This is a genomic window from Salibaculum griseiflavum, from assembly GCF_003129565.1.
GTDB classification, from domain to species: domain Bacteria; phylum Pseudomonadota; class Alphaproteobacteria; order Rhodobacterales; family Rhodobacteraceae; genus Salibaculum; species Salibaculum griseiflavum.
The window spans coordinates 196,873-222,820 of the sequence record NZ_QETF01000001.1 but is presented as its reverse complement, the minus strand read 5'-3'; the positions used below and the strand labels follow the sequence as shown (position 1 = coordinate 222,820).

At 62.4% G+C, this 25,948-nt stretch carries 26 protein-coding genes and 1 tRNA gene; 1 reads left to right on the top strand and 26 read right to left on the bottom strand.

Features of this window, described 5'->3' with window-relative positions; genetic code table 11:
- Window position 1: 1 nt before the first annotated feature.
- The 23 genes from rpsC to DFK10_RS01075 form a co-directional block, all read right to left on the bottom strand.
- Window positions 2–709, bottom strand: a complete 708-nt coding sequence (rpsC, locus tag DFK10_RS01185) for a 30S ribosomal protein S3 (protein ID WP_109385731.1) — start codon at window positions 707–709, stop codon at window positions 2–4.
- On the bottom strand, window positions 709–1,089 hold the full coding sequence (gene rplV, locus DFK10_RS01180; RefSeq protein ID WP_109385729.1) for a 50S ribosomal protein L22: 381 nt from the start codon (window positions 1,087–1,089) through the stop codon (window positions 709–711). Before rplV ends, rpsC begins: the two co-directional genes overlap by 1 nt.
- Window positions 1,090–1,092: 3 nt before the next feature.
- A complete protein-coding gene (gene rpsS / locus DFK10_RS01175; protein WP_109385727.1) occupies window positions 1,093–1,371 on the bottom strand; it encodes a 30S ribosomal protein S19 in 279 nt (92 codons plus the stop codon).
- Window positions 1,372–1,374: 3 nt separating this feature from the next.
- On the bottom strand, window positions 1,375–2,217 hold the full coding sequence (gene rplB / locus DFK10_RS01170; protein WP_109385725.1) for a 50S ribosomal protein L2: 843 nt from the start codon (window positions 2,215–2,217) through the stop codon (window positions 1,375–1,377).
- 152 nt (window positions 2,218–2,369) lie between these two features.
- Window positions 2,370–2,666: a 50S ribosomal protein L23 gene (locus DFK10_RS01165; RefSeq protein WP_109385723.1), complete on the bottom strand. Its 297-nt coding sequence runs from the start codon at window positions 2,664–2,666 to the stop codon at window positions 2,370–2,372.
- Window positions 2,663–3,280 (bottom strand): 50S ribosomal protein L4, encoded by a 618-nt coding sequence (gene rplD, locus DFK10_RS01160; RefSeq protein WP_109385721.1) that lies wholly within the window; start codon window positions 3,278–3,280, stop codon window positions 2,663–2,665. Before rplD ends, DFK10_RS01165 begins: the two co-directional genes overlap by 4 nt.
- Window positions 3,270–4,106 carry a 50S ribosomal protein L3 gene (gene rplC, locus DFK10_RS01155; protein WP_109385719.1) on the bottom strand — a complete coding sequence of 279 codons (837 nt, stop codon included), beginning with the start codon at window positions 4,104–4,106 and terminating at the stop codon, window positions 3,270–3,272. Before rplC ends, rplD begins: the two co-directional genes overlap by 11 nt.
- Before the next feature lie 15 nt (window positions 4,107–4,121).
- Complete coding sequence (rpsJ, locus tag DFK10_RS01150) at window positions 4,122–4,430, bottom strand: 30S ribosomal protein S10 (protein ID WP_109386022.1); 309 nt, start codon at window positions 4,428–4,430, stop codon at window positions 4,122–4,124.
- Window positions 4,431–4,561: 131 nt separating this feature from the next.
- Window positions 4,562–5,737, bottom strand: a complete 1,176-nt coding sequence (gene tuf / locus DFK10_RS01145) for an elongation factor Tu (RefSeq protein WP_109385688.1) — start codon at window positions 5,735–5,737, stop codon at window positions 4,562–4,564.
- A 54-nt stretch (window positions 5,738–5,791) separates the two neighbouring features.
- Window positions 5,792–7,915 (bottom strand): elongation factor G, encoded by a 2,124-nt coding sequence (gene fusA / locus DFK10_RS01140; RefSeq protein WP_109385717.1) that lies wholly within the window; start codon window positions 7,913–7,915, stop codon window positions 5,792–5,794.
- 15 nt (window positions 7,916–7,930) lie between these two features.
- Entirely contained in the window at window positions 7,931–8,401 is a 471-nt protein-coding gene (rpsG, locus tag DFK10_RS01135) for a 30S ribosomal protein S7 (protein WP_109385715.1), read from the bottom strand.
- A gap of 12 nt (window positions 8,402–8,413) precedes the next feature.
- Complete coding sequence (gene rpsL, locus DFK10_RS01130; RefSeq protein WP_109385713.1) at window positions 8,414–8,785, bottom strand: 30S ribosomal protein S12; 372 nt, start codon at window positions 8,783–8,785, stop codon at window positions 8,414–8,416.
- A gap of 263 nt (window positions 8,786–9,048) precedes the next feature.
- Entirely contained in the window at window positions 9,049–9,948 is a 900-nt protein-coding gene (locus DFK10_RS01125) for a DMT family transporter (protein WP_109385710.1), read from the bottom strand.
- Window positions 9,949–9,986: 38 nt separating this feature from the next.
- Entirely contained in the window at window positions 9,987–10,274 is a 288-nt protein-coding gene (locus DFK10_RS01120; protein ID WP_109385708.1) for an acylphosphatase, read from the bottom strand.
- A gap of 80 nt (window positions 10,275–10,354) precedes the next feature.
- Window positions 10,355–14,602, bottom strand: coding sequence for a DNA-directed RNA polymerase subunit beta' (gene rpoC, locus DFK10_RS01115; protein WP_109385706.1), 4,248 nt, complete (start codon window positions 14,600–14,602; stop codon window positions 10,355–10,357).
- Window positions 14,603–14,658: 56 nt separating this feature from the next.
- Window positions 14,659–18,798, bottom strand: coding sequence for a DNA-directed RNA polymerase subunit beta (gene rpoB, locus DFK10_RS01110; RefSeq protein ID WP_109385704.1), 4,140 nt, complete (start codon window positions 18,796–18,798; stop codon window positions 14,659–14,661).
- Between the two features lie 266 nt (window positions 18,799–19,064).
- Window positions 19,065–19,442, bottom strand: coding sequence for a 50S ribosomal protein L7/L12 (rplL, locus tag DFK10_RS01105; RefSeq protein ID WP_109385702.1), 378 nt, complete (start codon window positions 19,440–19,442; stop codon window positions 19,065–19,067).
- Window positions 19,443–19,513: 71 nt separating this feature from the next.
- Window positions 19,514–20,026, bottom strand: a complete 513-nt coding sequence (rplJ, locus tag DFK10_RS01100) for a 50S ribosomal protein L10 (protein ID WP_109385700.1) — start codon at window positions 20,024–20,026, stop codon at window positions 19,514–19,516.
- Window positions 20,027–20,269: 243 nt separating this feature from the next.
- Window positions 20,270–20,971, bottom strand: a complete 702-nt coding sequence (gene rplA / locus DFK10_RS01095) for a 50S ribosomal protein L1 (RefSeq protein ID WP_109385698.1) — start codon at window positions 20,969–20,971, stop codon at window positions 20,270–20,272.
- A gap of 1 nt (window position 20,972) precedes the next feature.
- Entirely contained in the window at window positions 20,973–21,398 is a 426-nt protein-coding gene (rplK, locus tag DFK10_RS01090) for a 50S ribosomal protein L11 (protein WP_109385696.1), read from the bottom strand.
- A gap of 108 nt (window positions 21,399–21,506) precedes the next feature.
- On the bottom strand, window positions 21,507–22,040 hold the full coding sequence (nusG, locus tag DFK10_RS01085; RefSeq protein ID WP_109386020.1) for a transcription termination/antitermination protein NusG: 534 nt from the start codon (window positions 22,038–22,040) through the stop codon (window positions 21,507–21,509).
- A gap of 191 nt (window positions 22,041–22,231) precedes the next feature.
- Window positions 22,232–22,429 carry a preprotein translocase subunit SecE gene (gene secE / locus DFK10_RS01080; protein WP_109385694.1) on the bottom strand — a complete coding sequence of 66 codons (198 nt, stop codon included), beginning with the start codon at window positions 22,427–22,429 and terminating at the stop codon, window positions 22,232–22,234.
- Between the two features lie 119 nt (window positions 22,430–22,548).
- Window positions 22,549–22,624 (bottom strand) — tRNA-Trp (locus DFK10_RS01075).
- A gap of 110 nt (window positions 22,625–22,734) precedes the next feature.
- Between DFK10_RS01075 and DFK10_RS01070 the strand changes: the two genes are divergently transcribed.
- Window positions 22,735–23,415, top strand: a complete 681-nt coding sequence (locus DFK10_RS01070) for a lysophospholipid acyltransferase family protein (RefSeq protein ID WP_109385692.1) — start codon at window positions 22,735–22,737, stop codon at window positions 23,413–23,415.
- Here the strand turns inward: DFK10_RS01070 and DFK10_RS01065 are convergent.
- The 3 genes from DFK10_RS01065 to DFK10_RS01055 form a co-directional block, all read right to left on the bottom strand.
- Window positions 23,412–23,867: a hypothetical protein gene (locus DFK10_RS01065; protein ID WP_109385690.1), complete on the bottom strand. Its 456-nt coding sequence runs from the start codon at window positions 23,865–23,867 to the stop codon at window positions 23,412–23,414. The two genes, DFK10_RS01070 and DFK10_RS01065, sit on opposite strands and share 4 nt — an antisense overlap.
- Before the next feature lie 112 nt (window positions 23,868–23,979).
- Window positions 23,980–25,155, bottom strand: a complete 1,176-nt coding sequence (tuf, locus tag DFK10_RS01060) for an elongation factor Tu (RefSeq protein WP_109385688.1) — start codon at window positions 25,153–25,155, stop codon at window positions 23,980–23,982.
- Window positions 25,156–25,282: 127 nt separating this feature from the next.
- Window positions 25,283–25,921 carry a hypothetical protein gene (locus DFK10_RS01055; RefSeq protein ID WP_109385686.1) on the bottom strand — a complete coding sequence of 213 codons (639 nt, stop codon included), beginning with the start codon at window positions 25,919–25,921 and terminating at the stop codon, window positions 25,283–25,285.
- Between the last annotated feature and the right edge of the window lie 27 nt (window positions 25,922–25,948).

Here is a 25,948-nt window from a genome sequence, read left to right as displayed (position 1 = left end):
CTTAGCGACGGCCGCCGGCGCCGCGCGGGGCGGGGCCGTCTTGCAGCTCTTGTTGCTTGCGATCGCGCGCGGACGGATCGTGCTCCATGATCTCGCCTTTGAAGATCCAGACCTTGATCCCGATGATGCCGTAAGGCGTCATGGCTTCGCTATGCGCGTAGTCGATATCGGCCCGCAGGGTGTGCAGGGGCACGCGGCCCTCGCGGTACCATTCGGTCCGGGCGATCTCGGCGCCGCCAAGGCGGCCAGCCAGGTTCACACGGATGCCGAGGGCGCCCATACGCATGGCGTTCTGCACGGCCCGCTTCATGGCGCGACGGAACGAAACACGACGTTCCAGCTGCTGGGCGATGCTTTCGCCGACCAGCTGGGCGTCAAGCTCGGGCTTGCGCACTTCGACGATGTTCAGGTGCAGTTCGCTGTCGGTCATCGCGGCGATTTTCTTGCGCAGCGTTTCGATATCCGCGCCTTTCTTGCCGATGATGACGCCGGGGCGTGCGGTGTGGATCGTGACGCGGCACTTCTTGTGCGGACGTTCGATGATCACACGGGCAACACCGGCCTGCTTGCACTCTTCCTTGATGAAATCACGGATCTTGAGGTCTTCGAGAAGAAGATCACCGTAATCCTTGGTGTCGGCATACCAGCGGCTGTCCCAGGTGCGGTTGACCTGGAGGCGCATTCCGACGGGATTGACTTTGTTACCCATTAGGCTTGCTCCTCAACTTGACGCACCTTGATGGTGATTTCCGCGAACGGCTTCAGGATGCGGCCAAACCGGCCACGAGCCCGCGGACGACCGCGCTTCATGGTCAGGTTCTTGCCGACATAAGCCTCGGCCACGACCAGTTCGTCGACGTCGAGATTGTGGTTGTTCTCGGCGTTGGCGATGGCGGACTGAAGGCATTTCTTGACGTCCTGGGCGACACGCTTCTTGGAGAAGGTCAGGTCGTTCAGGGCGGTTTCCACCTTCTTGCCGCGGATCATGCCGGCGACGAGGTTCAGTTTCTGCGGGCTGGTGCGAAGCATGCGGGTTTTCGCCATTGCTTCGTTTTCTGCCACGCGGCGGGGGTTTTTATCCTTGCCCATGACTTACTTCCGCTTCGCTTTCTTGTCGGCAGCGTGCCCGTAGTAGGTACGGGTCGGCGAATATTCACCGAATTTCTGACCGATCATGTCCTCGGTTACGTTCACGGGAACGTGCTTGTGGCCGTTATAGACGCCGAACGTCAGACCCACGAATTGGGGCAGGATCGTCGAGCGGCGCGACCAGATCTTGATCACATCGTTACGGCCGCTTTCGCGCGCAGCTTCGGCTTTCTTGAGCACGAAGCTGTCGACAAACGGGCCTTTCCATACAGAGCGAGCCATATCTTAGCGCCCTTTCTTCTTGGCGTGACGCGAGCGGATGATCAGCTTCTGCGACGCCTTGTTCTTGTTGCGTGTACGCTTGCCCTTGGTGGGCTTGCCCCACGGCGAAACGGGGTGACGACCACCAGAGGTCCGGCCTTCACCACCACCATGGGGGTGATCGATCGGGTTCATGACGACACCACGGACCGACGGACGCTTGCCCATGTGGCGGGTGCGACCGGCCTTGCCGAAGTTCTGGTTGGAGTTGTCCGGGTTCGACACCGCGCCGACCGTGGCCATGCATTCCTGGCGCACCATGCGCAGTTCGCCCGAAGACAGGCGGATCTGGGCATAGCCACCGTCACGGCCGACGAATTGGGCATAGGTGCCCGCGGCGCGTGCGATCTGGCCGCCCTTGCCGGGCTTCAGCTCGATGTTGTGGACGATTGTCCCGATGGGCATGCCGCTGAAGGGCATGGCGTTGCCGGGCTTGATGTCGGCCTTGGCGCTCGCGACCACCTTGTCGCCAACAGCCAGACGCTGCGGGGCAAGGATATAGGCCTGTTCGCCATCGGTGTATTGAATCAGGGCGATGAAGGCGGTGCGGTTCGGGTCATATTCGATACGCACGACCACGGCTTCGACGTCGGTCTTGGTGCGCTTGAAATCCACGATCCGGTAGAGGCGCTTTGCCCCACCGCCGCGACGACGCGCGGTAATCCGTCCGGTGTTGTTCCGACCGCCATTCTTCGTCAGGCCCTCGGTGAGGGACTTGACAGGGCGACCTTTCCAAAGCTCCGAACGGTCGATCAGAACCAGCCCACGCTGGCCCGGCGTCGTCGGTTTATACGACTTGAGTGCCATGTTTACTGTCTTTCCGTTGCTTTGCGGCCTGGTCAGAGGCCTATGTGGTGAAGGGCCCCGAAGGTCCCCGGTTCGAGTTGGGCGAAACAGGCCCGTTACATGAAAAGGCCAAGCCCCGGACGAATCCGGGGCTTGACGGATGGTGCTACCTATTAAAGGCCGGTGCTCACGTCAATGGTGTTGCCCTCTTCGAGGGTGACGTAGGCTTTCTTGACATCCTTGCGGGTGCCCAGCTGGCCGCGGAACCGCTTGACCTTGCCTTTGGTGATCGTGGTGTTGACCGCCTTCACCTTCACACCAAACAGGCTTTCGACGGCCTCTTTGATCTGCGGCTTGTTCGCGTCGATCGCCACTTCGAAAACCACGGCATTGGCTTCGGAAGCCATGGTGGATTTCTCGGTGATGACCGGCTTGCGGATCACGTCGTAATGTTCTGCCTTGGCACTCATTTCAGTCGAGCCTCCAGAGCTTCGACACCCGCCTTTGTCAGGACAAGCGTATCCGACTTGAGGATGTCGTAGACGTTGGCACCCATCGAGGGCAGAACGTCCAGGTTGGCGATGTTGCGGGCAGCCTTGGCGAACCCTTCGTTCACCTCGGCCCCGTCGATGACCAGCGCACGCTTCCAGCCAAGGGCGTTCACCTGCTTGGCCAGCGCCGCGGTCTTGCCGTCGGCTTCGGCGTTCTCGATCACGACCAGTTCGCCGGCCTTCACCTTGGCGGACAGGGCGTGCTTGAGACCGAGCTTGCGGAACTTCTTGGTCAGCTCATGGCCGTGGCTACGCGGGGTCGGTCCCTTGTAGATACCGCCCTTGCGGAAGATCGGTGCGTTGCGGTCCCCGTGGCGTGCGCCGCCGGTGCCCTTCTGGCGATAGATCTTCTTGGTCGAGTAGCTGGTTTCCGAGCGGGTCTTGACCTTGTGAGTGCCGGCCTGGGCGTTGTTACGCTGCCAGCGGACCACGCGGTGCAGGATGTCGGCACGCGGTTCCAGGCCGAAGACGTCGTCAGACAGCTCCACGGAGCCGGCCTTCTTGCCGTCCAGTTTGATCGCATCAGCTTTCATCGGATTCGCCTCCTTCCGGCGCGGACTCTTCTGCTTCGGCGGCCTCCATCGCAGCCTGCTCTGCCTCGGCAGCGGCCTTGGCGGCGGCTTCCTCTTCGGCAGCAGCCTGTGCAGCGGCTTCCTCGGCCAGACGTTCGGCTTCCTCGGCGGCGGATTTCAGAGCGGCCGGGTAGATCACGTTTTCAGGGATCGGCTTCTTGACCGCATCCTTGATGGTGACCCAGCTGCCCTTGGAACCCGGCACCGCGCCCTTGACCATGATCAGGCCACGGTCGGCATCGGTGCGGACCACCTGCAGGTTCTGCGTGGTGACCTTGGCGGCCCCCATGTGGCCGGCCATCTTCTTGCCCTTGAACACCTTGCCGGGGTCCTGACACTGGCCGGTGGAGCCGTGCGAGCGGTGGCTGATCGACACACCGTGCGTGGCGCGCAGGCCGCCGAAATTGTGCCGCTTCATGGCACCGGCAAAGCCTTTACCGATCGACGTGCCGCTGACATCGACGAACTGGCCCTCGAAGTAGTGGCTGGCGATGATTTCCTCGCCGACATTGATCAGGTTTTCCGGATCGACGCGGAATTCCGCGACTTTCCGCTTCGGCTCGACCTTCGCCTTGGCGAAGTGACCGCGCATCGGCGCGGAGGTCCGCTTGGCCTTGGCCGTACCGGCGCCAAGCTGAACGGCGCTGTAGCCATCCTTTTCGGCGGTCCGCTGGGCCACGACCTGCAGCTTGTCGAGTTGGAGAACGGTCACAGGAATCTGCCGACCGTCTTCCTGGAAGATACGGGTCATCCCGACCTTCTTTGCGATAACACCAGAGCGCAACATATCCGATTGCCCCCCTTAAACCTTGATCTCGACATCCACGCCGGCCGCGAGGTCGAGCTTCATCAGCGCGTCCACGGTCTGCGGGGTCGGGTCCACGATGTCGAGCAGACGCTTATGCGTGCGGATCTCGAACTGGTCGCGGGATTTCTTGTCAACGTGAGGTCCACGCAGAACGGTGAACTTCTCGATCTTGTTCGGAAGCGGGATCGGACCCCGAACCGACGCACCGGTGCGCTTGGCCGTGTTGACGATTTCCTGGGTGCTGGCGTCCAGCACGCGGTAATCGAAGGCCTTGAGCCGGATGCGGATATTTTGGCTAGCGATTGCCATTTTTCGCGCCCTCTTAGGCTGAGGATTGAGAGGTGGAGCTCACGGGATTGCGCCCCCACGTCGAACCCTGAATTGCAGGGGGGTGGGCATTGCGGCCCACCCCGTTGGTCAAACGTCCGCCTTGATCAGTCGATGATCTTGGAGACGACGCCGGAGCCGACGGTGCGGCCGCCTTCGCGGATGGCGAAGCGGAGGCCTTCTTCCATGGCGATCGGCGCGATCAGTTCGGCGGTGAACTTCAGGTTGTCGCCCGGCATCACCATCTCGGTGCCGCTGGGAAGCTCAACCGTGCCGGTCACGTCCGTCGTCCGGAAGTAGAACTGCGGGCGGTAGTTCGCGAAGAACGGCGTGTGACGGCCGCCCTCTTCCTTGGTCAGGATGTAGACCTCGGCCTCGAACTTGGTGTGCGGGGTCACGGAGCCCGGCTTGCACAGCACCTGGCCGCGCTCGACACCGTCACGGTCAACACCACGCAGCAGCGCGCCGATGTTGTCGCCCGCTTCGCCGCGGTCCAGCAGCTTGCGGAACATCTCGACGCCCGTGCAGGTCGTCTTCTTGGTGTCGCGGATGCCGACGATCTCGATCTCGTCGCCAACGTTGATCACGCCACGCTCGACACGGCCGGTCACAACCGTGCCGCGGCCCGAGATCGAGAACACGTCCTCGATCGGCATCAGGAACGGCTGGTCGATCGCACGCTCGGGGGCCGGGATGTATTCGTCAACGGCCGCCATCAGTTCGCGGATCTTGTTCTCGCCGATTTCCGGGTCACGGCCTTCCATCGCAGCCAGCGCCGAGCCGGCGATGATCGGGATATCGTCGCCCGGGAAGTCGTACTCGGACAGAAGTTCGCGCACTTCCATCTCGACCAGTTCCAGAAGCTCCTCGTCGTCGACCTGGTCGACCTTGTTGAGGAATACCACCAGCGCAGGCACGCCGACCTGGCGGGCCAGCAGGATGTGCTCGCGCGTCTGCGGCATCGGGCCGTCAGCCGCGTTCACAACCAGGATGCCACCGTCCATCTGGGCCGCACCCGTGATCATGTTCTTCACGTAGTCGGCGTGGCCCGGGCAGTCCACGTGCGCGTAGTGGCGGTTCTCGGTCTCGTACTCAACGTGAGCCGTCGAGATCGTGATCCCGCGGGCCTTCTCTTCCGGCGCACCGTCAATCTGGTCATACGCCTGAAAATCGCCGAAATACTTCGTAATCGCGGCCGTCAACGTCGTCTTGCCGTGGTCAACGTGACCAATCGTGCCGATGTTCACGTGCTCTTTAGAACGATCAAACTTTTCCTTTGCCATGGTGGCCTCCTTTGACTGTCGCGGCGGGCCGGGCGGCCCGCCGATTTACCCTGATCAGGCGTATTTCGCCTGGATTTCGTCGCTGATGTTCTGCGGCACCGGATCGTAGTGCGAGAACTGCATGGTGAACTGCGCACGGCCCGAAGACATGGAACGCAGCGTGTTGATGTAGCCGAACATGTTGGCCAGCGGAACGTCCGCCGCGATGGCGATGGCGTTGCCGCGGGGTTCCTGACCCGACACCTGCCCCCGACGCGAGGTCAGGTCGCCGATGATGCCGCCGGTATATTCCTCCGGGGTGATCACCTCGACCTTCATCATCGGTTCGAGCAGCTTGGCGCCAGCCTTGCGCAGACCTTCACGCATCGCCATGCGGGCGGCGATTTCGAAGGCCAGGACGCTGGAGTCCACGTCGTGGAACTTACCGTCGATCAGGGCCACCTTGAAATCGATCACCGGGAAGCCGGCCAGCGGGCCCGATTCCATGACCGACTCGATGCCCTTCTCCACGCCCGGAATGTATTCCTTGGGCACGGAGCCACCGACGATGCGGGATTCGAAGGAGTAGCCTTCGCCCGGTTCGGTCGGCGAGATGATCAGCTTGACCTCGGCGAACTGACCGGAGCCACCCGACTGCTTCTTGTGGGTGTAGGTGTGCTCGACCTCGTGACCGATGGTCTCGCGATAGGCCACCTGCGGCGCACCGATATTGGCTTCGACCTTGAATTCGCGCTTCAGGCGGTCGACGAGGATGTCGAGGTGGAGTTCGCCCATGCCCTTCATGATGGTCTGACCCGATTCCAGGTCGGTTTCCACGCGGAAGGACGGGTCCTCGGCGGCCAGACGGGCCAGACCCTGCGACATCTTCTCCTGGTCGCCCTTGGTCTTGGGCTCCACGGCGATCTCGATCACCGGATCGGGGAAGGTCATGGTTTCCAGAACCACGGGCGCCTTGGCGTCGCACAGCGTGTCCCCGGTGGTCGTGTCCTTCAGACCGGCCAGCGCGATGATGTCACCGGCGAATGCCTCTTCGATCTCTTCGCGATCGTTCGAGTGCATCATCATCATACGACCGATGCGCTCTTTCTTGCCCTTGGTCGAGTTCAGGATGCTGTCGCCCTTGTTCAGGACGCCCGAATAGATGCGGGTGAAGGTCAGCGAACCGACGAAGGGGTCGTTCATGATCTTGAAGGCGAGGCCGGCGAACGGCATGTCGTCATCGGCACGACGCGGGATGTTGCGGGTCTCGGTTTCGTCATCCGGCGCGAAGCCCATGTAATCGACCACGTCCAGCGGGCTGGGCAGGTAGTCGACAACGGCGTTCAACAGCGGCTGGACACCCTTGTTCTTGAAGGCAGAGCCACCCAGGACCGGAACGAACTTGAGTTCCAGCGTGCCCTTGCGGATCAGCTTGCGCAGAGTCGGGATGTCGGGCTCTTCGCCTTCGAGATAGGCCATCATGGCGTCGTCGTCCATTTCGACGGCGTTCTCGATCAGCTTGCCGCGCCATTCCTCGGCCAGCTCCTTGAGGCTGTCGCGGATCGGCTGACGGGTCCAGGATGCACCCAGGTCTTCGCCCTTCCAGGTCCATTCTTCCATGGTCACCAGGTCGACGATGCCTTCCAGCTCGTTCTCGGCGCCGATGGGGAACTGGATCGGAGCGGGGATCGCACCGGTGCGCTCTTCGATCATCTTCACGCAGTTGAAGAAGTCGGCGCCGATCTTGTCCATCTTGTTGACGAAGACGATCCGCGGAACCTTGTAGCGGTCGGCCTGGCGCCAGACGGTTTCGGTCTGGGGCTCGACACCGGCATTGGCGTCCAGCACGGCAACGGCACCGTCAAGCACGGCCAGCGAGCGTTCCACCTCGATGGTGAAGTCCACGTGGCCGGGCGTGTCGATGATGTTCATCCGGTACTTGGTGTCGTAGGTGCCTTCGGCGGTCGGGTCTTCCTGCCACTGCCAGAAGGTGGTGGTCGCAGCCGAGGTGATCGTGATGCCACGCTCCTGCTCCTGCTCCATCCAGTCCATGGTGGCGGCGCCGTCATGGACTTCGCCGATGTTATGGGACTTGCCGGTGTAGAACAGGATCCGCTCCGAGCAGGTGGTCTTGCCTGCGTCGATATGGGCCATGATCCCGAAGTTACGGTATCTTTCGAGGGGATAGTCGCGTGCCATGTCTATGGTATCCTGTTACCAGCGGTAGTGGCTGAACGCCTTGTTGGCGTCGGCCATCTTGTGGGTGTCTTCGCGCTTCTTGACCGCGGTGCCGCGGCCGTTGACGGCGTCCAGAAGCTCACCGGCCAGGCGCTCTTCCATGGTGTTCTCGTTGCGCGAACGGGCGGCGGTGATCAGCCAGCGGATCGCCAAGGCCTCGCGGCGCTCGGGGCGCACTTCGACGGGCACCTGGTAGGTGGCACCACCAACGCGGCGCGAACGGACCTCGACGGCCGGCTTGATGTTGTCCAGCGCCTCGTGGAACACTTCCACGGGGGCCTTCTTCAGCTTGTCCTCGACGCGATCGAAGGCGCCGTAGACGATGCGTTCCGCGGCGGATTTCTTGCCGTGGTACATCAGGTTGTTCATGAACTTGGTGAGAACCCGGTCGCCATATTTGGCGTCGGGCAGGACTTCGCGCTTCTCTGCGGCGTGACGACGAGACATCTGTTCTTCCTCTTACTTAGGACGCTTGGCGCCGTACTTGGAACGGCGCTGCTTCCGGTCCTTGACGCCCTGGGTGTCGAGCACACCACGCAGGATGTGGTAGCGCACACCGGGAAGGTCTTTCACACGGCCGCCACGGATCAGGACGACGGAGTGTTCCTGAAGGTTGTGGCTTTCGCCGGGAATGTAGCTGATCACCTCGTAGCCGTTGGTCAGGCGCACCTTGGCAACCTTACGCATGGCCGAGTTCGGCTTCTTCGGCGTCGTGGTATAGACGCGCGTGCAGACGCCGCGCTTCTGCGGGTTGCCTTCAAGGTGAAGAGACTTCGAACGTTTGACTTTGGGCTGCCGGGGCTTCCGGATCAGCTGCTGGATCGTTGGCATTGGGCTTTGTTCCCCACTTCCTACACATGTGTAGCGAACCTGATGGTCCGCGGTTTTCGATTTCCGCGCCTCATGCGTCCACAAAGCACGACAAGCCCGCAGTCGTTCCCTTACCGGAGGAACGGTGCGGTGGGTTATTCAGAGGATCGGGCCAACAATAGGCCGGATCTTGACCACTGGAATTTTGATACTCAGGTGCGAGGCGCAAAGCCCCAGCCAAGTGCGCCGGTCTATAGGCAGAGTCGGCAGGGCTGTCAACAGCCCTAGCGAATCCGCAGCCCCAATGTGGTGCGGCGCGTCAATTCGCGTTCTCGATAGAGCGTGAAAAGGCCCGTGCCGACCACCAGAACGGCCCCTGTCAGTGCGAGCGTGTTGGGCCATTCGTCGAAAACCGCAAGCCCGATGACCAATGCCACCAGGAGAGAGGTATAGCGAAACGGCGCGACGAAGCCGATTTCGCCCGATCGCATGGCTGAAACCGAGGCCGTGTATCCGGCCATCAGGCAGAGGGCCGCCAATCCGAGGAAGATCCAGGACACCGGGGCAAGCGCCGCCCACTCGCCCGTCGCCGCGACACCGATCGCCCCCATGGCCGTGCCGCCCAGGGCGGCCGCAAGGGCGACGATGCCCGAGGGCACGTCCCGCGAGAGGCGGCGTGCGGACAGGTCCCGGACGGTCACGACGAGAACGGTCGCAACCCCAAGGACCGCGTAGAGGTTGAAGGCCTCGGTGCCCGGTTGGACGATAAGCAGCACACCGACGAACCCTACCAGGATCGCCGTCAGGCGCCGCCAACCCAGCGGCTCACGAAACACCAGCGCGGCCCCTAAGGAGACCGTCAGCGGCAATGCCTGCAAAATCGCGGACAGGTTGGCGAAGGCCATATGCAAAAGCGCCGTCAGGAACAGCAGGGTTCCGATGACTTCCGCCAGGGTGCGCAGCCCGATCAGGCCCCAGTCCCGTTGCGCCGGACGGTAGCGCAGATGCCCACGCGACCAGGCGATGGCTGCAAGGCCGATGCTGATCATCAGCCCCCGCAGAAAGATCGCCTGGTAGAATGGCACCGCGTCCGACGCCAGCCGCATGAACGTATCGTTCACCACGAAACTGGTCATCGACAACGCCATCCAAAGCGCGCCACGCATGTTGTCCGTCAAACCCATGGGATTGCTTTGCCACGGCTGCGCGGCGGGCACCAGCGCTAGTGCAGAATGCGGAACACGCTATGACCCTCGGCCGGAATATCGCGGGCGGCAACGTCGCGCACTTCGGCCAGGTCAGGCCCCGACCACAGGGCACGCAGCAGGATTTCGACCTTTTCGGGCGGCCCTTCCAGCACCGCGCTGACGCTGCGGTCCGGTTCATTGCGCACCCAGCCCGACAGGCCATAGCGGTTGGCCTCCTGCCGGGTCCAGTCGCGGAACCAGACCCCCTGCACGCGCCCGGTGACCGAAACCTTGACGGCCCTGATCGGTTCATTGGCTGACATGGGGGAAGGATAACGCACCTCCCGAAATGCAAAAAGGCCCCGCGCGCAGCGGGGCCTTTTCGATCCGTTTCTTGCCGAGATTACTCTTCGCGGCTTTCGGGGGTGTCATCGACCAAGGTGTCGAACTCATCCCCTCCGATCACGTCGTCGCCTTCGGGCGCAGCCAGGGCCGCAGCGGCCTCGGCTTCTTCGCGGCGCGCTTCGATCACGACATTGTCGCGTTCCTGCGCGATCCGCTGCACCCGCTGCGAAGCACCACCCGTGCCCGCCGGGATCAGGCGGCCAACGATGACGTTCTCCTTCAGGCCGACCAGCTTGTCGCGCTTGCCCTGCACCGAAGCCTCGGTCAGCACGCGCGTGGTTTCCTGGAAGGAGGCGGCCGAGATGAAGCTACGGGTCTGCAGCGACGCCTTGGTAATGCCCAGCAGGATCGGTTCGCCCGTGGCCGGACGACCGCCCTTCGAAATCGCCTTCTCGTTGGCGGCCTCGAATTCCTGCTTGTCCACATGTTCGCCCTTCAGCAGTGTCGTATCCCCGCTGTCGAGGATCTCCCACTTCTGAAGCATCTGGCGAACGATCACCTCGATGTGCTTGTCGTTGATCTTCACACCCTGCAAGCGGTAGACGTCCTGCACCTCGTCGATCATGTAATCGGCCAGGGCCTCGACCCCAAGGATCGACAGGATGTCATGCGGTGCCGGGTTGCCGTCCATGATGTAGTCGCCCTTCTGGACGAAGTCACCTTCCTGAACCGGAATGTGCTTGCCCTTGGGCACCATGTACTCGACCTTTTCCATCGACTCATCGGCGGGTTCGATCGCGATGCGGCGCTTGTTCTTGTAGTCCTTGCCGAAGCGGACATAGCCATCGATCTCGGCGATGATGGCGTGGTCCTTCGGACGGCGGGCTTCGAACAGTTCGGCGACACGCGGCAGACCACCGGTGATGTCCTTGGTCTTGGCGCCTTCGCGCGGGATACGTGCGACGACATCACCGGCTTCGATCTTCTGCCCGTCCTCGACCGACAGGATCGCGTCCACCGACATCGGGTAGGTCACCGGGTTACCCGCATCGTTGCGGACCGGTTCGCCATCTTCGCCGACGACCAGGATCTCGGGCTTGAGCTCGTTGCCCTTGGGCGCGGCGCGCCAGTCGGCCACGATTTTCTGGGTCATGCCGGTGGCATCGTCGGTTTCCTCGCGCACGGCGACACCGTTGACCAGGTCCACGAATTTGGCGGTACCCGGCTTCTCGGCAATGATCGGCAGGGTGTAGGGGTCCCATTCGAACAGCTTGGCGCCGCGCTCGACCTGTTCGCCATCCTTGACGAACACCTTGGAGCCGTAGCCGACCTTGTGCGAGGTCCGCTCTTCGCCGTTTTCGTCGAGCAGGACGATGGCCATGTTGCGGCCCATCGAGATCTGTTCGCCGTTGGCGTTTTCGAGGATCTGCGCATCGCGGAACTCGACCTTGCCGGCCATCGAGGTTTCCAGGAACGACTGCTGGCCACCCTGGGCCACGCCGCCGATGTGGAAGGTCCGCATCGTCAGCTGCGTGCCCGGTTCGCCGATCGACTGGGCCGCGATGATGCCGACGGCTTCGCCGATATTCACCTGCGTGCCGCGGGCCAGGTCCCGGCCGTAGCACTGGGCGCAGACGCCGTCCTCGGCCTCGCAGGTCAGCGGGCTGCGGATCTTCATCTTGACGATGCCGGCGCTTTCGATCGCGTCGGCCATGCGTTCGTCGATCAGTTCACCGGTCTTGACCAGCACTTCGTCACCACCCGGAACGGTCACGTCCTCGGCCGCCACACGGCCCAGGATACGCTCGCTCATGGACGAGACGATTTCACCGTCGTTGATCGCCGGTTCCGCGGTGATCGCGCGCTCGGTGCCGCAATCCTTCTCTCGAACGATGCAGTCCTGCGCCACGTCCACGAGGCGACGGGTCAGGTAGCCCGAGTTCGCCGTCTTGAGCGCGGTGTCCGACAGACCCTTACGGGCGCCGTGGGTGGAGTTGAAGTACTCCAGCACGGTCAGGCCTTCCTTGAAGTTCGAGATGATCGGCGTTTCGATGATCTCGCCCGAAGGCTTGGCCATCAGGCCACGCATCCCGCCCAGCTGCTTCATCTGGGTGACCGAGCCACGCGCACCGGAGTGGGCCATCATGTAAACCGAGTTCGGCTCCATCACGGCACCGTTCTCGTCGGTCCGCTCTGCCGAAATCGTCGACATCATCGCCTCGGTGACGCGGTCGTTGGCCTTCGACCAGGCATCGACAACCTTGTTGTACTTCTCGCCCTGGGTGATCAGGCCATCCATGTATTGCTGTTCGAAATCCTTGACCTGGCCGCGGGTCTCATCGACCAGTTCCCACTTGGTGTCGGGGATCACCATGTCGTCCTTGCCGAAGGAAATGCCGGCACGGAAGGCTTCGCGGAAGCCCATGGTCATGATCTGGTCGCAGAAGATCACGGATTCCTTCTGACCGCAGTAACGGTAGACGGTGTCGATGACCTGCTGCACCTCTTTCTTGCGCAGCAGGCGGTTGACCAGCTCGAACGGGGCCTTGGCATTGAGCGGCAGAAGCGCACCCAGCCGCACGCGGCCCGGGGTTGTCTCGTAGCGCTTCAGGACTTCGTTGCCCTCGTCGTCTATCTGCTTGAGGCGTGCCTGGATCTTGGCGTGCATGTGCACTTCGCCTTCTGCCAGGGCGTGCTCAACTTCCTCGACCGAGCCGAAGACCATGCCTTCGCCCTTCATACCGGCCCGTTCGATGGTCGTGTAGTAGAGACCAAGGATCATGTCCTGCGAAGGCACGATGATCGGCGCGCCGTTGGCGGGCGACAGAACGTTGTTGGTCGACATCATCAGCACGCGTGCTTCCAGCTGCGCCTCAAGGCTCAGCGGGACGTGCACGGCCATCTGGTCGCCGTCGAAGTCGGCGTTGAAGGCCGAACAGACGAGCGGGTGCAGCTGGATCGCCTTGCCTTCGATCAGCACCGGCTCAAAAGCCTGGATGCCCAGGCGGTGCAGCGTCGGCGCACGGTTCAGCAGAACCGGGTGTTCGCGGATCACCTCGTCGAGGATATCCCAGACCTCGGGGCGTTCCTTTTCCACCAGCTTCTTCGCCTGCTTCACGGTGCTGCTGAGGCCTTTGGCCTCCAGCCGCGAGTAGATGAAGGGCTTGAACAGTTCGAGCGCCATCTTCTTGGGCAGACCGCACTGGTGCAGCTTGAGTTCCGGGCCGGTCACGATGACCGAACGGCCCGAGAAGTCGACCCGCTTACCCAGAAGGTTCTGGCGGAAGCGACCCTGCTTACCCTTGAGCATGTCGGACAGCGACTTCAGCGGGCGCTTGTTGGCGCCGGTGATGACGCGGCCACGGCGGCCGTTATCGAACAGCGCGTCAACGGATTCCTGAAGCATCCGCTTCTCGTTGCGGACGATGATATCGGGCGCACGCAGTTCGATCAGGCGCTTCAGACGGTTGTTGCGGTTGATCACCCGGCGATAGAGGTCGTTCAGGTCGGAGGTCGCGAAACGGCCCCCGTCCAGCGGCACCAGCGGGCGCAGTTCCGGCGGAATCACCGGCACGACGGTCATGATCATCCATTCCGGGCGATTGCCGGATTCGACGAAGCTCTCGACAACCTTGAGGCGCTTGATGATCTTCTTGGGCTTCAGTTCGCCGGTGGCCTCCTTGAGGTCCTCGCGCAGCTGCTCGGCCTCGGCTTCGAGGTCGATCGCGGCCAGCATCTCGCGGATGGCCTCGGCGCCGATATTGGCGGTGAAGGCATCCATGCCATAGGCGTCCTGCGCGTCGAGGAATTCATCCTCGGTCATCAGCTGGCCGTATTGCAGGTCGGTCAGGCCCGGTTCGATCACCACGTAGTTCTCGAAATAGAGAACGCGCTCCAGGTCGCGCAGGGTCATGTCCAGCATGAGGCCGATGCGGCTGGGCAGCGACTTGAGGAACCAGATATGCGCGACGGGGGCGGCCAGTTCGATATGGCCCATACGCTCGCGGCGGACCTTTTGCAGCGTGACTTCCACACCGCATTTCTCGCAGACGACGCCGCGATACTTCATCCGCTTGTACTTGCCGCACAGGCATTCGTAATCCTTGATCGGGCCAAAGATACGGGCGCAGAACAGGCCGTCACGTTCGGGCTTGAACGTACGGTAGTTGATGGTTTCCGGCTTCTTGATCTCGCCGAAGGACCACGAAAGGATCCGCTCGGGCGAGGCGAGAGAGACCTTGATCTCGTCGAAGATCTTGGCCGGGGCGTTCGGGTTGAACGGGTTGTTGGTCAGTTCCTGGTTCATGTCTTTACCTTTCGGTCAGGTCGGAGAAGGGGAAGGAAAGCAAGGCGCGGGGCGCCTTACTCGTCCTCCTCCGAATCCAGGAGTTCCATGTTGAGGCCGAGGCCGCGGACTTCTTTCACGAGCACGTTGAAGCTCTCGGGCACGCCGGCCTCGAAATTGTCCTCGCCCTTGACGATCGATTCATAGACCTTGGTCCGGCCCGCCACGTCATCCGACTTCACCGTCAGCATTTCCTGCAAGGTGTAGGCGGCGCCGTAAGCTTCCAGGGCCCAGACCTCCATCTCGCCGAAACGCTGGCCGCCGAACTGGGCCTTACCGCCCAGCGGCTGCTGGGTGACGAGGCTGTAGGGGCCGGTAGAACGGGCGTGAATCTTGTCGTCGACCAGGTGGTGCAGCTTCAGCAGGTACTTGATGCCCACCGTGACCGGGCGCGCGAACTGCTCGCCCGTGCGGCCATCATACAGCACCGACTGACCGGACTCGTTGAAGCCGGCGCGCTTGAGCGCGTCGTTCACATCGTCCTCTTTCGCACCGTCGAAGACCGGGGTCGCAATCGGCACACCGCGGGTGACGTTACCGGCGGCTTCCAGCAGGTGCTTTTCGTCCATGCCTTCGATGCCCTCGGCATACACCTCGTCGCCATAGGCGATCTTCATGGCGTCACGCACCGGGGTCAGGTCGCCGGAACGGCGGTATTCGCCCAAGGCGTCGTCGATCTGGTTGCCCAGACCACGCGCGGCCCAGCCCATATGGGTTTCTAGGATCTGCCCGACATTCATGCGGCTGGGCACGCCCAGCGGGTTGAGGACGAAATCGACCGGGGTGCCGTCCTGAAGGAACGGCATATCCTCGACCGGGACCACCTTGGAGATGACACCCTTGTTGCCGTGACGACCAGCCATCTTGTCGCCGGGCTGAAGCTTGCGCTTCACGGCAACGAAGACCTTGACCATCTTCATGACGCCGGGCGGCAGGTCGTCGCCGCGGCGGACCTTCTCGACCTTGTCCTCGAACCGTGCGTCCAGCTGGCGCTTCTGCGCCTCATACTGTTCGTTCAGCGCTTCGACGACCTGGGCGTCGGCCTCTTCCTTAAGGGCCAGCTGCCACCAGTGGCTGCGCGGCATTTCTTCCAGAAGCTCGGCAGTGATCTCGGTGCCCGCCTTGATGCCTTTCGGCCCCTTGGCGACGGTCTTGCCGACCAGCATCGAGTTCAGACGGGCATAGATGTTGCGATCAAGGATCGCCATCTCGTCGTCACGGTCACGGGCCAGGCGCTCGACCTCTTCCCGTTCGATCTGCAACGCACGCTCGTCTTTTTCTACACCGTGACGGTTGAAGACGCGCACTTCGACAATCGTGCCGAAGTCACCCGGTGGCAGGCGCAGCGAGGTATCCCGCACATCGGACGCCTTTTCACCGAAGATGGCGCGCAGGAGCTTTTCTTCCGGCGTCATCGGGCTCTCGCCCTTCGGGGTGATCTTGCCCACGAGGATATCGCCCGGCCCCACTTCGGCACCGATATAGACGATGCCCGCCTCGTCGAGGTTGCGCAGGGCTTCCTCGCCGACATTGGGGATGTCGCGGGTGATCTCTTCCGGCCCCAGCTTGGTGTCGCGGGCGGCAACCTCGAATTCTTCGATGTGAACGCTGGTGAACACGTCGTCCTTGACGATGCGCTCCGAGATCAGGATCGAGTCCTCGTAGTTGTAGCCGTTCCACGGCATGAAGGCGACGACGACGTTCTTGCCCAACGCCAGTTCACCGATATCGGTGGAGGGGCCGTCGGCAATCACTTCGCCTTTGCCGACGAGGTCGCCCACTTTCACCAGCGGACGCTGGTTGATGCAGGTGTTCTGGTTCGACCGCTGGAACTTGCGCATCCGGTAGATGTCGACGCCGGGGTCACCGACCTCGAGATCCTCGGTGGCACGGATAACGATCCGCTGCGCATCGACCTGGTCGATGATGCCGGCGCGCTTGGCCTGGATGGCGGCGCCGGAGTCGATGGCGACCTTTTCCTCGATGCCGGTGCCGACCAGCGGCGCCTCGGCCTGCAGAAGCGGGACCGCCTGACGCTGCATGTTCGAACCCATGAGGGCGCGGTTGGCGTCGTCGTTTTCGAGGAACGGGATCAGCGAGGCTGCGACCGACACCAGCTGCTTGGGCGAGACGTCGATCAGGTCGACATTCTCGTTCGGGGCCAGCGTGTATTCGCCGTTCTGACGGGTCGACACGAGATCGTTGACGAATTTCATGTCACCGTCGAGGTTGGCGTTGGCCTGTGCCACGGTGTGGCGCATTTCCTCGGTGGCGGACATATAGTGAACTTCGTCCGTCACTTGGCCATCCTTGACCACCCGATACGGGGTTTCGATGAAGCCGTACTTGTTCACCCGTGCGAAGGTGGCCAGAGAGTTGATCAGACCGATGTTCGGACCTTCCGGCGTCTCAATCGGGCACATCCGGCCATAGTGAGTCGGGTGCACGTCGCGCACCTCGAAGCCGGCGCGCTCACGCGTCAGGCCGCCCGGCCCAAGCGCCGACAGGCGACGCTTGTGCGTCACTTCGGACAGCGGGTTGGTCTGGTCCATGAACTGCGACAGCTGCGAGGAACCGAAGAATTCGCGCACGGCGGCGGCTGCCGGCTTGGCGTTGATCAGGTCCTGCGGCATCACCGTGTCGATCTCGACCGAGGACATGCGTTCCTTGATCGCGCGCTCCATGCGCAGCAGGCCGACGCGATACTGGTTTTCCATCAGCTCGCCGACCGAGCGCACCCGGCGGTTGCCCAGGTGGTCGATATCGTCGATATCGCCGCGCCCGTCACGCAGGTCGACCAGCGCCTTGATACAGGCGACGATGTCTTCCTTGCGCAGGGTACGCTGGGTATCTTCCGCATCCAGCGCCAGGCGCATGTTCATCTTGACCCGACCGACGGCGGACAGGTCATAACGCTCGCTGTCGAAGAACAGGGTATCGAACAGGGCGCTGGCGGCGTCCACGGTGGGTGGCTCGCCCGGACGCATGACCCGATAGATGTCCATAAGCGCGCTTTCGCGGCCCATGTTCTTGTCCTGCGCCATGGTGTTGCGCATGTAGGGACCGACATTGATGTTGTCGATGTCCAGAACCGGGATCGAGGTGACACCGGCATCCAGCAGCTCTTTGAGGCTGCCACCGATCACTTCGCCGTCCTTGTCCATTTCGAGGGTCAGCTCGTCGCCAGCCTCGACATAGATGGCGCCGTTTTCCTCGTTGATGATATCCTTGGCAACGAACTTGCCGACGATGTTCTCGAACGGCACGAGCAGGTCGGTGACCGTGCCTTCGTCGATCAGTTTCTTGACCGCGCGCGGGGTGACCTTCTTGCCGGCCTCGGCGATCACTTCACCGGTCTTCGCATCGACAAGGTCGAAGGCCGGGCGGGTGCCGCGCACGCGCTCGGGGAAGAACTTGGTCTTCCATGCTTTCTTCTTCTTGTCGTAGGCGTAGTCGACCGTGTTGTAATAGGCATCCATGATGCCTTCCTGGTCCAGGCCCAACGCGTAAAGCAGGGTCGTCACCGGCAGTTTGCGGCGGCGGTCGATCCGCGCATAGACAAGGTCCTTGGCGTCGAATTCGAAATCAAGCCACGAGCCGCGATAGGGAATGATGCGACAGGCGAAGAGCAGCTTGCCCGAGCTGTGGGTCTTGCCCTTGTCGTGGTCGAAGAAGACGCCGGGCGAGCGGTGCATCTGGGAAACGATGACTCGCTCGGTGCCGTTGACGATGAAGGTGCCGTTGGGCGTCATCAGGGGCATGTCGCCCATGAAAACATCCTGTTCCTTGATGTCCTTGACGGACTTGGCACCGGTGTCCTCGTCCACGTCGAAAACGATCAGCCGCAGCGTGACCTTCAGCGGCGCGGAATAGGTCATATCGCGCTGCTGGCATTCCTCGACGTCGTATTTCGGTTTTTCCAGCTCGTATTTCACGAACTCCAGAACGGAGGTCTCGTTGAAATCCTTGATCGGGAAGACCGACTGGAAGACACCCTTGATGCCTTCGCCGTCCATCGGCTCGGGTCCATCGCCGGAATCGAGGAACAGGTCGTAGCTGGATTTCTGAACCTCGATGAGGTTCGGCATTTCAAGAACTTCACGGATCTTGCCGTAGTACTTGCGCAAGCGTTTCTGGCCGAGGAACGATTGAGCCATGTGCTTTGTCACCTTTCAGTCTCTGCCGGTGGTCCTAGCCGTTGGGCGACGGCCGGACCCCGCGTGAGAGCGGATCGTTTCGGTCAATTCCTGGCGCCCGTCCCACCGGGGGCCTCCCGACCTTTGAACCAATCCAAAAGGACGCATCCGCGAATGCGGCCTTTAAGACGGGTTCGGCTGGACCCGCATTTTCAGCGGATCCAGCCAATATTGTCGCGACGGCATCGGAGTTTCCGGAAACCCGATCCGCCCGCAGGATGCGTGGCTTAGGCCAGCTCGACCTCGGCGCCAGCTGCTTCCAGCTTGCCCTTGATGTCTTCGGCTTCAGCCTTGTCGACACCTTCCTTGATCTTGCCGCCGCCTTCGACCAGCTCCTTGGCTTCTTTCAGGCCAAGACCGGTAATGCCGCGGACTTCCTTGATCACGTTGATCTTGGACGCGCCGGCGTTCTTCAGAACGACGTCGAATTCGGTCTGCTCTTCGGCAGCACCGCCAGCGTCGCCACCGGCAGGACCGGCCATCATGACAGCGCCGCCAGCAGCGGGCTCGATGCCGTATTCGTCTTTCAGGATTTCTTTCAGTTCCTGGGCTTCGAGAAGGGTCAGACCCACGATCTCTTCAGCAAGTTTCTTCAGATCAGCCATTTTACTGTTTCCGTTCTTTTCAGTTGTGTTCCAACGTCGGGGCCTTCACCCCACGAAGGTATTCAAGTTGCTCAGGCAGCTTTCTCTTCGATGGTCGAGAGAACGCCCGCGATGTTCGAAGCAGGTGCGCCAATGGCCCCGGCGATGTTCGAAGCGGGTGCGCCAATGCAGCCGGCGATGGAGGCGATAAGCTCCTCGCGGGACGGCATCTTGGCCACACGTTCGACACCGGCGGTGTCCAGTGCCGTGTCCCCCATTGCACCGCCGAGGATGACAAGCTTGTCATTGTCCTTGGCGTAGTTCTGAACAACCTTGGCCGCAGCCACGGGATCTTCAGAATAGGAAAGCACGGTCATGCCCGTCAGCAGGTCACCGATGCTTTCGCACGGCTTCCCCTCAAGGGCGATCTTGGCGAGCCTGTTCTTGGCAACGCGCACGAACCCGCCCGCTTCACGCATCTGGGCGCGCAGGTCCTGCATCTCAGCAACTGTCATGCCTTCGTAGTGGGCAACCACCACGACGCCAGAGCTTTCGAAGATCTGGCCGAGTTCCTCGACCACTTTCTCTTTCTGGGCTCTATCCACAGTTTCACTCCAAGTATGGGGATTTCTCCCCGGCTCATGTTTGGCGGCTGTTGCCACCGTTCGGGTCCGTGAGGGTCCCGAGGCCTTGATCGCCCGAGGGTCGAAGCCGACCCGAACGGAAATCTCGTCTCGTTCCCCATCTCAGGAAGGAATTACAGGATCGAAATCCAACCCTCCGTCTCGGACAGGACGGGGCCGATGGTCTGGCCCCGCCATTCAGCGCCCCGAGGGACGCGGAATTTCTCAGGCGTTGCCGGTGGCACTGTCCACGGCGACGCTCACGCCCGGGCCCATGGTCGAGCTCAGCGCGATTTTCTTCATGTAGGCACCCTTGGCGCCGGCCGGCTTGGCCTTCTGGACGGCATCCACGAAAGCCAGCAGGTTTTCTTCAAGCTGCTTTGCGTCAAAGCTGGCCTTGCCGATCCCGGCATGGACCACACCGGCCTTCTCGACCTTGAACTGAACCTCACCGCCCTTGGCGGCTTCGACGGCTTCTTTGACGTCCATGGTCACGGTGCCGACCTTGGGGTTCGGCATCAGGTTACGAGGGCCCAGAACCTTGCCCAGACGGCCGACGATCGGCATCATGTCGGGGGTGGCGATGCAGCGATCGAAGTCGATCGTGCCGCCCTGAACGGTTTCCATCAGGTCCTCGGCGCCGACGATATCGGCCCCGGCGGCCTTGGCTTCCTCGGCCTTGTCGCCACGGGCGAAGACAGCCACGCGGACCTCTTTGCCGGTGCCGTTGGGCAGGCTGACCTTGCCGCGGACCATCTGGTCGGCGTGGCGCGGGTCGACGCCCAGGCAAACGGCGATCTCGACGGTTTCGTCGAACTTGGCCTTGGCGTTGTCCTTGACCAGCGAAACGGCTTCGGAGACCGAGACGTTTTCCTTGCCGGCAAAGGCTTCACGGGCGGCGCGGGTGCGTTTTCCGAATTTTGCCATCTTACTTCACCTCGATGCCCATGGACCGGGCCGAACCCAGAATGATCTTCATGGCGCTTTCCATGTCGTTGGCGCTGAGGTCCTTCATCTTGGCCTCGGCGATCTCCTGCACCTGCTTCTTGGTGACAGTGCCGACGGTTTCGCGCGACGGGGTCTTGGCGCCGGACTTCAGCTTGGCGGCCTTCTTGAGGTAGTAGGACGCCGGCGGCGTCTTGATGTCCATCGAGAAGGACTTGTCCTGGTAGTAGGTGATGATGGTCGGGCACGGCGCACCCGGCTCCATCTCCTGCGTCTTGGCGTTGAACGCCTTGCAGAATTCCATGATGTTGATGCCGCGCTGACCCAGGGCGGGGCCCACGGGCGGCGAGGGGTTGGCTTGACCTGCAGGGATCTGCAGCTTCATCGTGCCAGCAAGTTTCTTGGCCATTTGGCCTCTCCTTTTTTTCAACTCAGGGCGAAACGCGTTCCGCCCCGTCTTCGTCGTCGTGGTCAGCCCGGTCACACGCGTGCGCCGCAGCTCCCACGAAGTTCACACTCAGGCCTGTTTCGTGACCTGAGTGAATTCCAGCTCGACCGGGGTTTCCCGGCCGAAGATCGAGACCGACACCTTCAGGCGCTGGTTCTCGTCATCCACTTCCTCGATCATGCCATCGAAGTCCTCGAAGGGACCGTCGTTGACCTTGACCTTCTCGCCGATCTCGAACGAGATCAGCGTGCGCGGCGCCTCTTCGCCCTCGGCGACGCGGCCCAGGATCGCCTGAACCTCGGCATCGCGCATCGGCATCGGACGGCCCTGCGGCCCGAGGAACCCGGTCACGCGATTGATGCCGTTGATCAGGTGATAGCCCTCGTCGGACATCTCCATGTGCACGAGAACATAGCCCGGCATGAAGCGGCGCTCGGCCGTCACCTTCTTGCCGCGACGCACCTCGATCACCTCTTCGGTCGGAACGAGAACCTCGTCGATCTGGTCCTCCAGCCCCTGCTCGGCGACCTTGGTGCGGATTTGCTCGGCGATCTTTTTCTCGAAATTCGAGAGAACGCTAACCGAATACCAACGTTTCGCCATGTTCTCCGACACCTCGCCGCCACAGGCCCGAAAGCCAAAAGTTTCCAATTATTCCAGCCGCTTGACGCGCTGTCTCCGAAAAAGAAAAGCGGCGCGCAACTTGATTCGCCGCACGCCCATCCGGAAAGTCCGCTGCAAATACCGCCATGACCCTTTGATTTCAAGGGGGTAAACAGCCTTTTCCCGCGGGCCTAGCCGAAGACGCTCAGCACCCCTTCGAGTCCCATCCGGATGAACAGGTCGATGATCGAGAAGAACGCCGCCATGAATGCCGCAAGCAGGAACACCATGATCGTGGTCATCACCACCTCGCGGCGGGTCGGCCAGACGACCTTGGAAACCTCTGCGCGAACCTGCTGCATGAACTGGACAGGATTTGTGCGTGCCATGGATAGACCTCTTCTACGAACCCGGCCCAGATACGTCGCCCCGGTCGGCTTTTCAACCCGCTATCGGTGCGCGCCGGCATTCCGCAAGCGTGGCGTCTGTCCGATGCGGGGGTGAGTGTTGGCAGGGGCAGCAGGGTTCGAACCCGCGACCTACGGTTTTGGAGACCGTCGCTCTACCAGCTGAGCTATACCCCTAAAGAGCCGGGATTGCACTTATCCCGACACGAGACGGGGATCAAGGGGCGGCTTGTCTTCGGGCGTGAAAATATCGCATGTAGGCGAAAACCGCCTTGGGTGATCATCCGATGAAACGACTGCGCCAACGCCTCGAAAACTCCCGGGCACTGGCCGAACTTCTGGCGTTCTGCGTCGGCAGTTACCTGCGGCTGGTCAACCGCACAACGCGGTGGCAGGTCGAAGGACTGGACGAGCTACGCCGTGACCTGGCGCAGGGGCCTGTCCTGCTGATCGTCTGGCACCAGCGCCTTTTGATGGGTCCGCTGCACTGGCCCGTTAAGGAAGGCCCGCTGTCCAGCCTCTACGATGCCTCGCCCATCGGGCGGGTCTCGGGGGCCATGCAAAGGCAGTTCGGCCTGCAAGCCATGAAGATGGCGGGCGATGCGTCCAATGTCGCCGCCTCGCGGGAAGTGCTGCGCCGGGTCCGGTCGGGCATCAGCGTAGGCATCACCGGCGACGGCCCGTTGGGGCCGGCCTTCGTCCTCAAGGACTCCGCGCTGGACTGGGCGCGTGCAATGGGATGCCCGGTCTATTCCTATGCCTTTTCTCACAGCCGGCAGCGCAAGCTCGGCACTTGGGACAGCATGATCCTGCCACGCCTGTTCGGCCGGGGCCGTTACGTGTTCCGCCGCTGGCCGGAGACCCCGGCACGCCGCCCGGAGCCCGACGAACTGGATCGGCTGCGCCGCTCGCTCAGTGACTTTCTCGATGAGACCGTCGCGGCCGCCGACCGTCCGCTGGACCCCTAGCGCCCCGAACCAGAGGCCGGCCCGTCGCGCCTTTCGATCTCGGTCACACGGCCGAAAGCGGCCTTGATGATCTCGTCCGGGGTCTTGAAGCGGAACGGCTGGCCGGTGGTGGCCTCGGCCGGGGTTTGCGGCTTGGTCTCGACCATTCCTGTGTCCCCGACCCGGTCGGCGAAATCGCCATCGGGCAGCTGAATATCGGGAATAGCGGGGTCCGAGACCGGAGTGTCCTCGAACACGGGTTCGAGCGGCGCGCCCCAAGGGCCAGCCGCGTCGTTCGAGGCGGAAACTTCCCCGCGCGGGGTCGGTTTTTCCATTGTTTCAAACGGGGGCGCCGATGGCGTGACGGGCGCCGTCGCAGGGCGCTGGCCCGCGTTCACTGCCCGGCGGATCGCCCGCCCGATGACAACCAGGACGACCAGAAGCACCAAAACGGGCAGAAGTCCTTCGACCATATCGCACCTCGCAACCTTCGGGTCGCCGCGACCCTACCAACCCCCGCGACGCAGGAAAAGGAAAAGGGCCACCCGAAGGCGGCCCTTTCCAATTTCGTCGATATCGCCTTGATCAGTCGATGATCTTGGAGACGACGCCGGAGCCGACGGTGCGGCCGCCTTCGCGGATGGCGAAGCGGAGGCCTTCTTCCATGGCGATCGGCGCGATCAGTTCGGCGGTGAACTTCAGGTTGTCGCCCGGCATCACCATCTCGGTGCCGCTGGGAAGCTCAACCGTGCCGGTCACGTCCGTCGTCCGGAAGTAGAACTGCGGGCGGTAGTTCGCGAAGAACGGCGTGTGACGGCCGCCCTCTTCCTTGGTCAGGATGTAGACCTCGGCCTCGAACTTGGTGTGCGGGGTCACGGAGCCCGGCTTGCACAGCACCTGGCCGCGCTCGACACCGTCACGGTCAACACCACGCAGCAGCGCGCCGATGTTGTCGCCCGCTTCGCCGCGGTCCAGCAGCTTGCGGAACATCTCGACGCCCGTGCAGGTCGTCTTCTTGGTGTCGCGGATGCCGACGATCTCGATCTCGTCGCCAACGTTGATCACGCCACGCTCGACACGGCCGGTCACAACCGTGCCGCGGCCCGAGATCGAGAACACGTCCTCGATCGGCATCAGGAACGGCTGGTCGATCGCACGCTCGGGGGCCGGGATGTATTCGTCAACGGCCGCCATCAGTTCGCGGATCTTGTTCTCGCCGATTTCCGGGTCACGGCCTTCCATCGCAGCCAGCGCCGAGCCGGCGATGATCGGGATATCGTCGCCCGGGAAGTCGTACTCGGACAGAAGTTCGCGCACTTCCATCTCGACCAGTTCCAGAAGCTCCTCGTCGTCGACCTGGTCGACCTTGTTGAGGAATACCACCAGCGCAGGCACGCCGACCTGGCGGGCCAGCAGGATGTGCTCGCGCGTCTGCGGCATCGGGCCGTCAGCCGCGTTCACAACCAGGATGCCACCGTCCATCTGGGCCGCACCCGTGATCATGTTCTTCACGTAGTCGGCGTGGCCCGGGCAGTCCACGTGCGCGTAGTGGCGGTTCTCGGTCTCGTACTCAACGTGAGCCGTCGAGATCGTGATCCCGCGGGCCTTCTCTTCCGGCGCACCGTCAATCTGGTCATACGCCTGAAAATCGCCGAAATACTTCGTAATCGCGGCCGTCAACGTCGTCTTGCCGTGGTCAACGTGACCAATCGTGCCGATGTTCACGTGCTCTTTAGAACGATCAAACTTTTCCTTTGCCATGGTGCGCGGCGCCTTGTCGTTTCGGGGGCCTTGGCAGAATGCATCAGCGGCCCGGGTTTACATCGCGGGCCGTTTATTTCCTTCACCGGGGAAAATCAAGCGCGACTTGCGCCGCGCCGAAGCCCGATCAATTGGTCGCTGGCGGGCTTTGATCGGGCAGGATCGCGTCGGGATCATCGACCAGAACGTTGCCCTCGACGATGGTTTCGTCCTCGGGCAGGACTTCAGGCGTCCCGCCGAACCACTCCGCGTTTTCTCGCATGGTCCGCTCGATGGCGCGGGCCGCGTTGAACGCCAGCCCTTCGAGCTGTTCCTCGCGGGACTTCGACAGGCCCGACCCGAGGAACGGGATCGAACAGCACGGTTCGAACACGGTCAGCTGGATCGGTTCTTCGTTCAACTTGGTCTGGGTCGCGTCCTCGAAGAAGTTCACGGTGATGATCAGGACCGATTTCGGCGAATATACCAGGGGAATTCCGGGCGCGGCCAACACGTAGCCTTCGATGGCCACGCCAATATGGTAGTAGGCATCGCCCGGGAAGCGGGTTTCGTTGAACCGGTCCGCTACGGCCTGACGCATCGCGGCATTCCATTCCTCGGCGGTTGCCTTGCGAGAAAACGGCCCGCGTTCGGGATCGGGCGTCACGGCGATGTTGTGGCCCAGGCGGAACTGACCAATCGGTTCGGGTGAGACAGTCAGGTCGTCACGAACCCCGCCACAGGCGGTCAGAACCAGCAGGCCGAACAGGCCGATCACCAAACGCATCGCAAATCCCCCTCGCGTCATCTACCC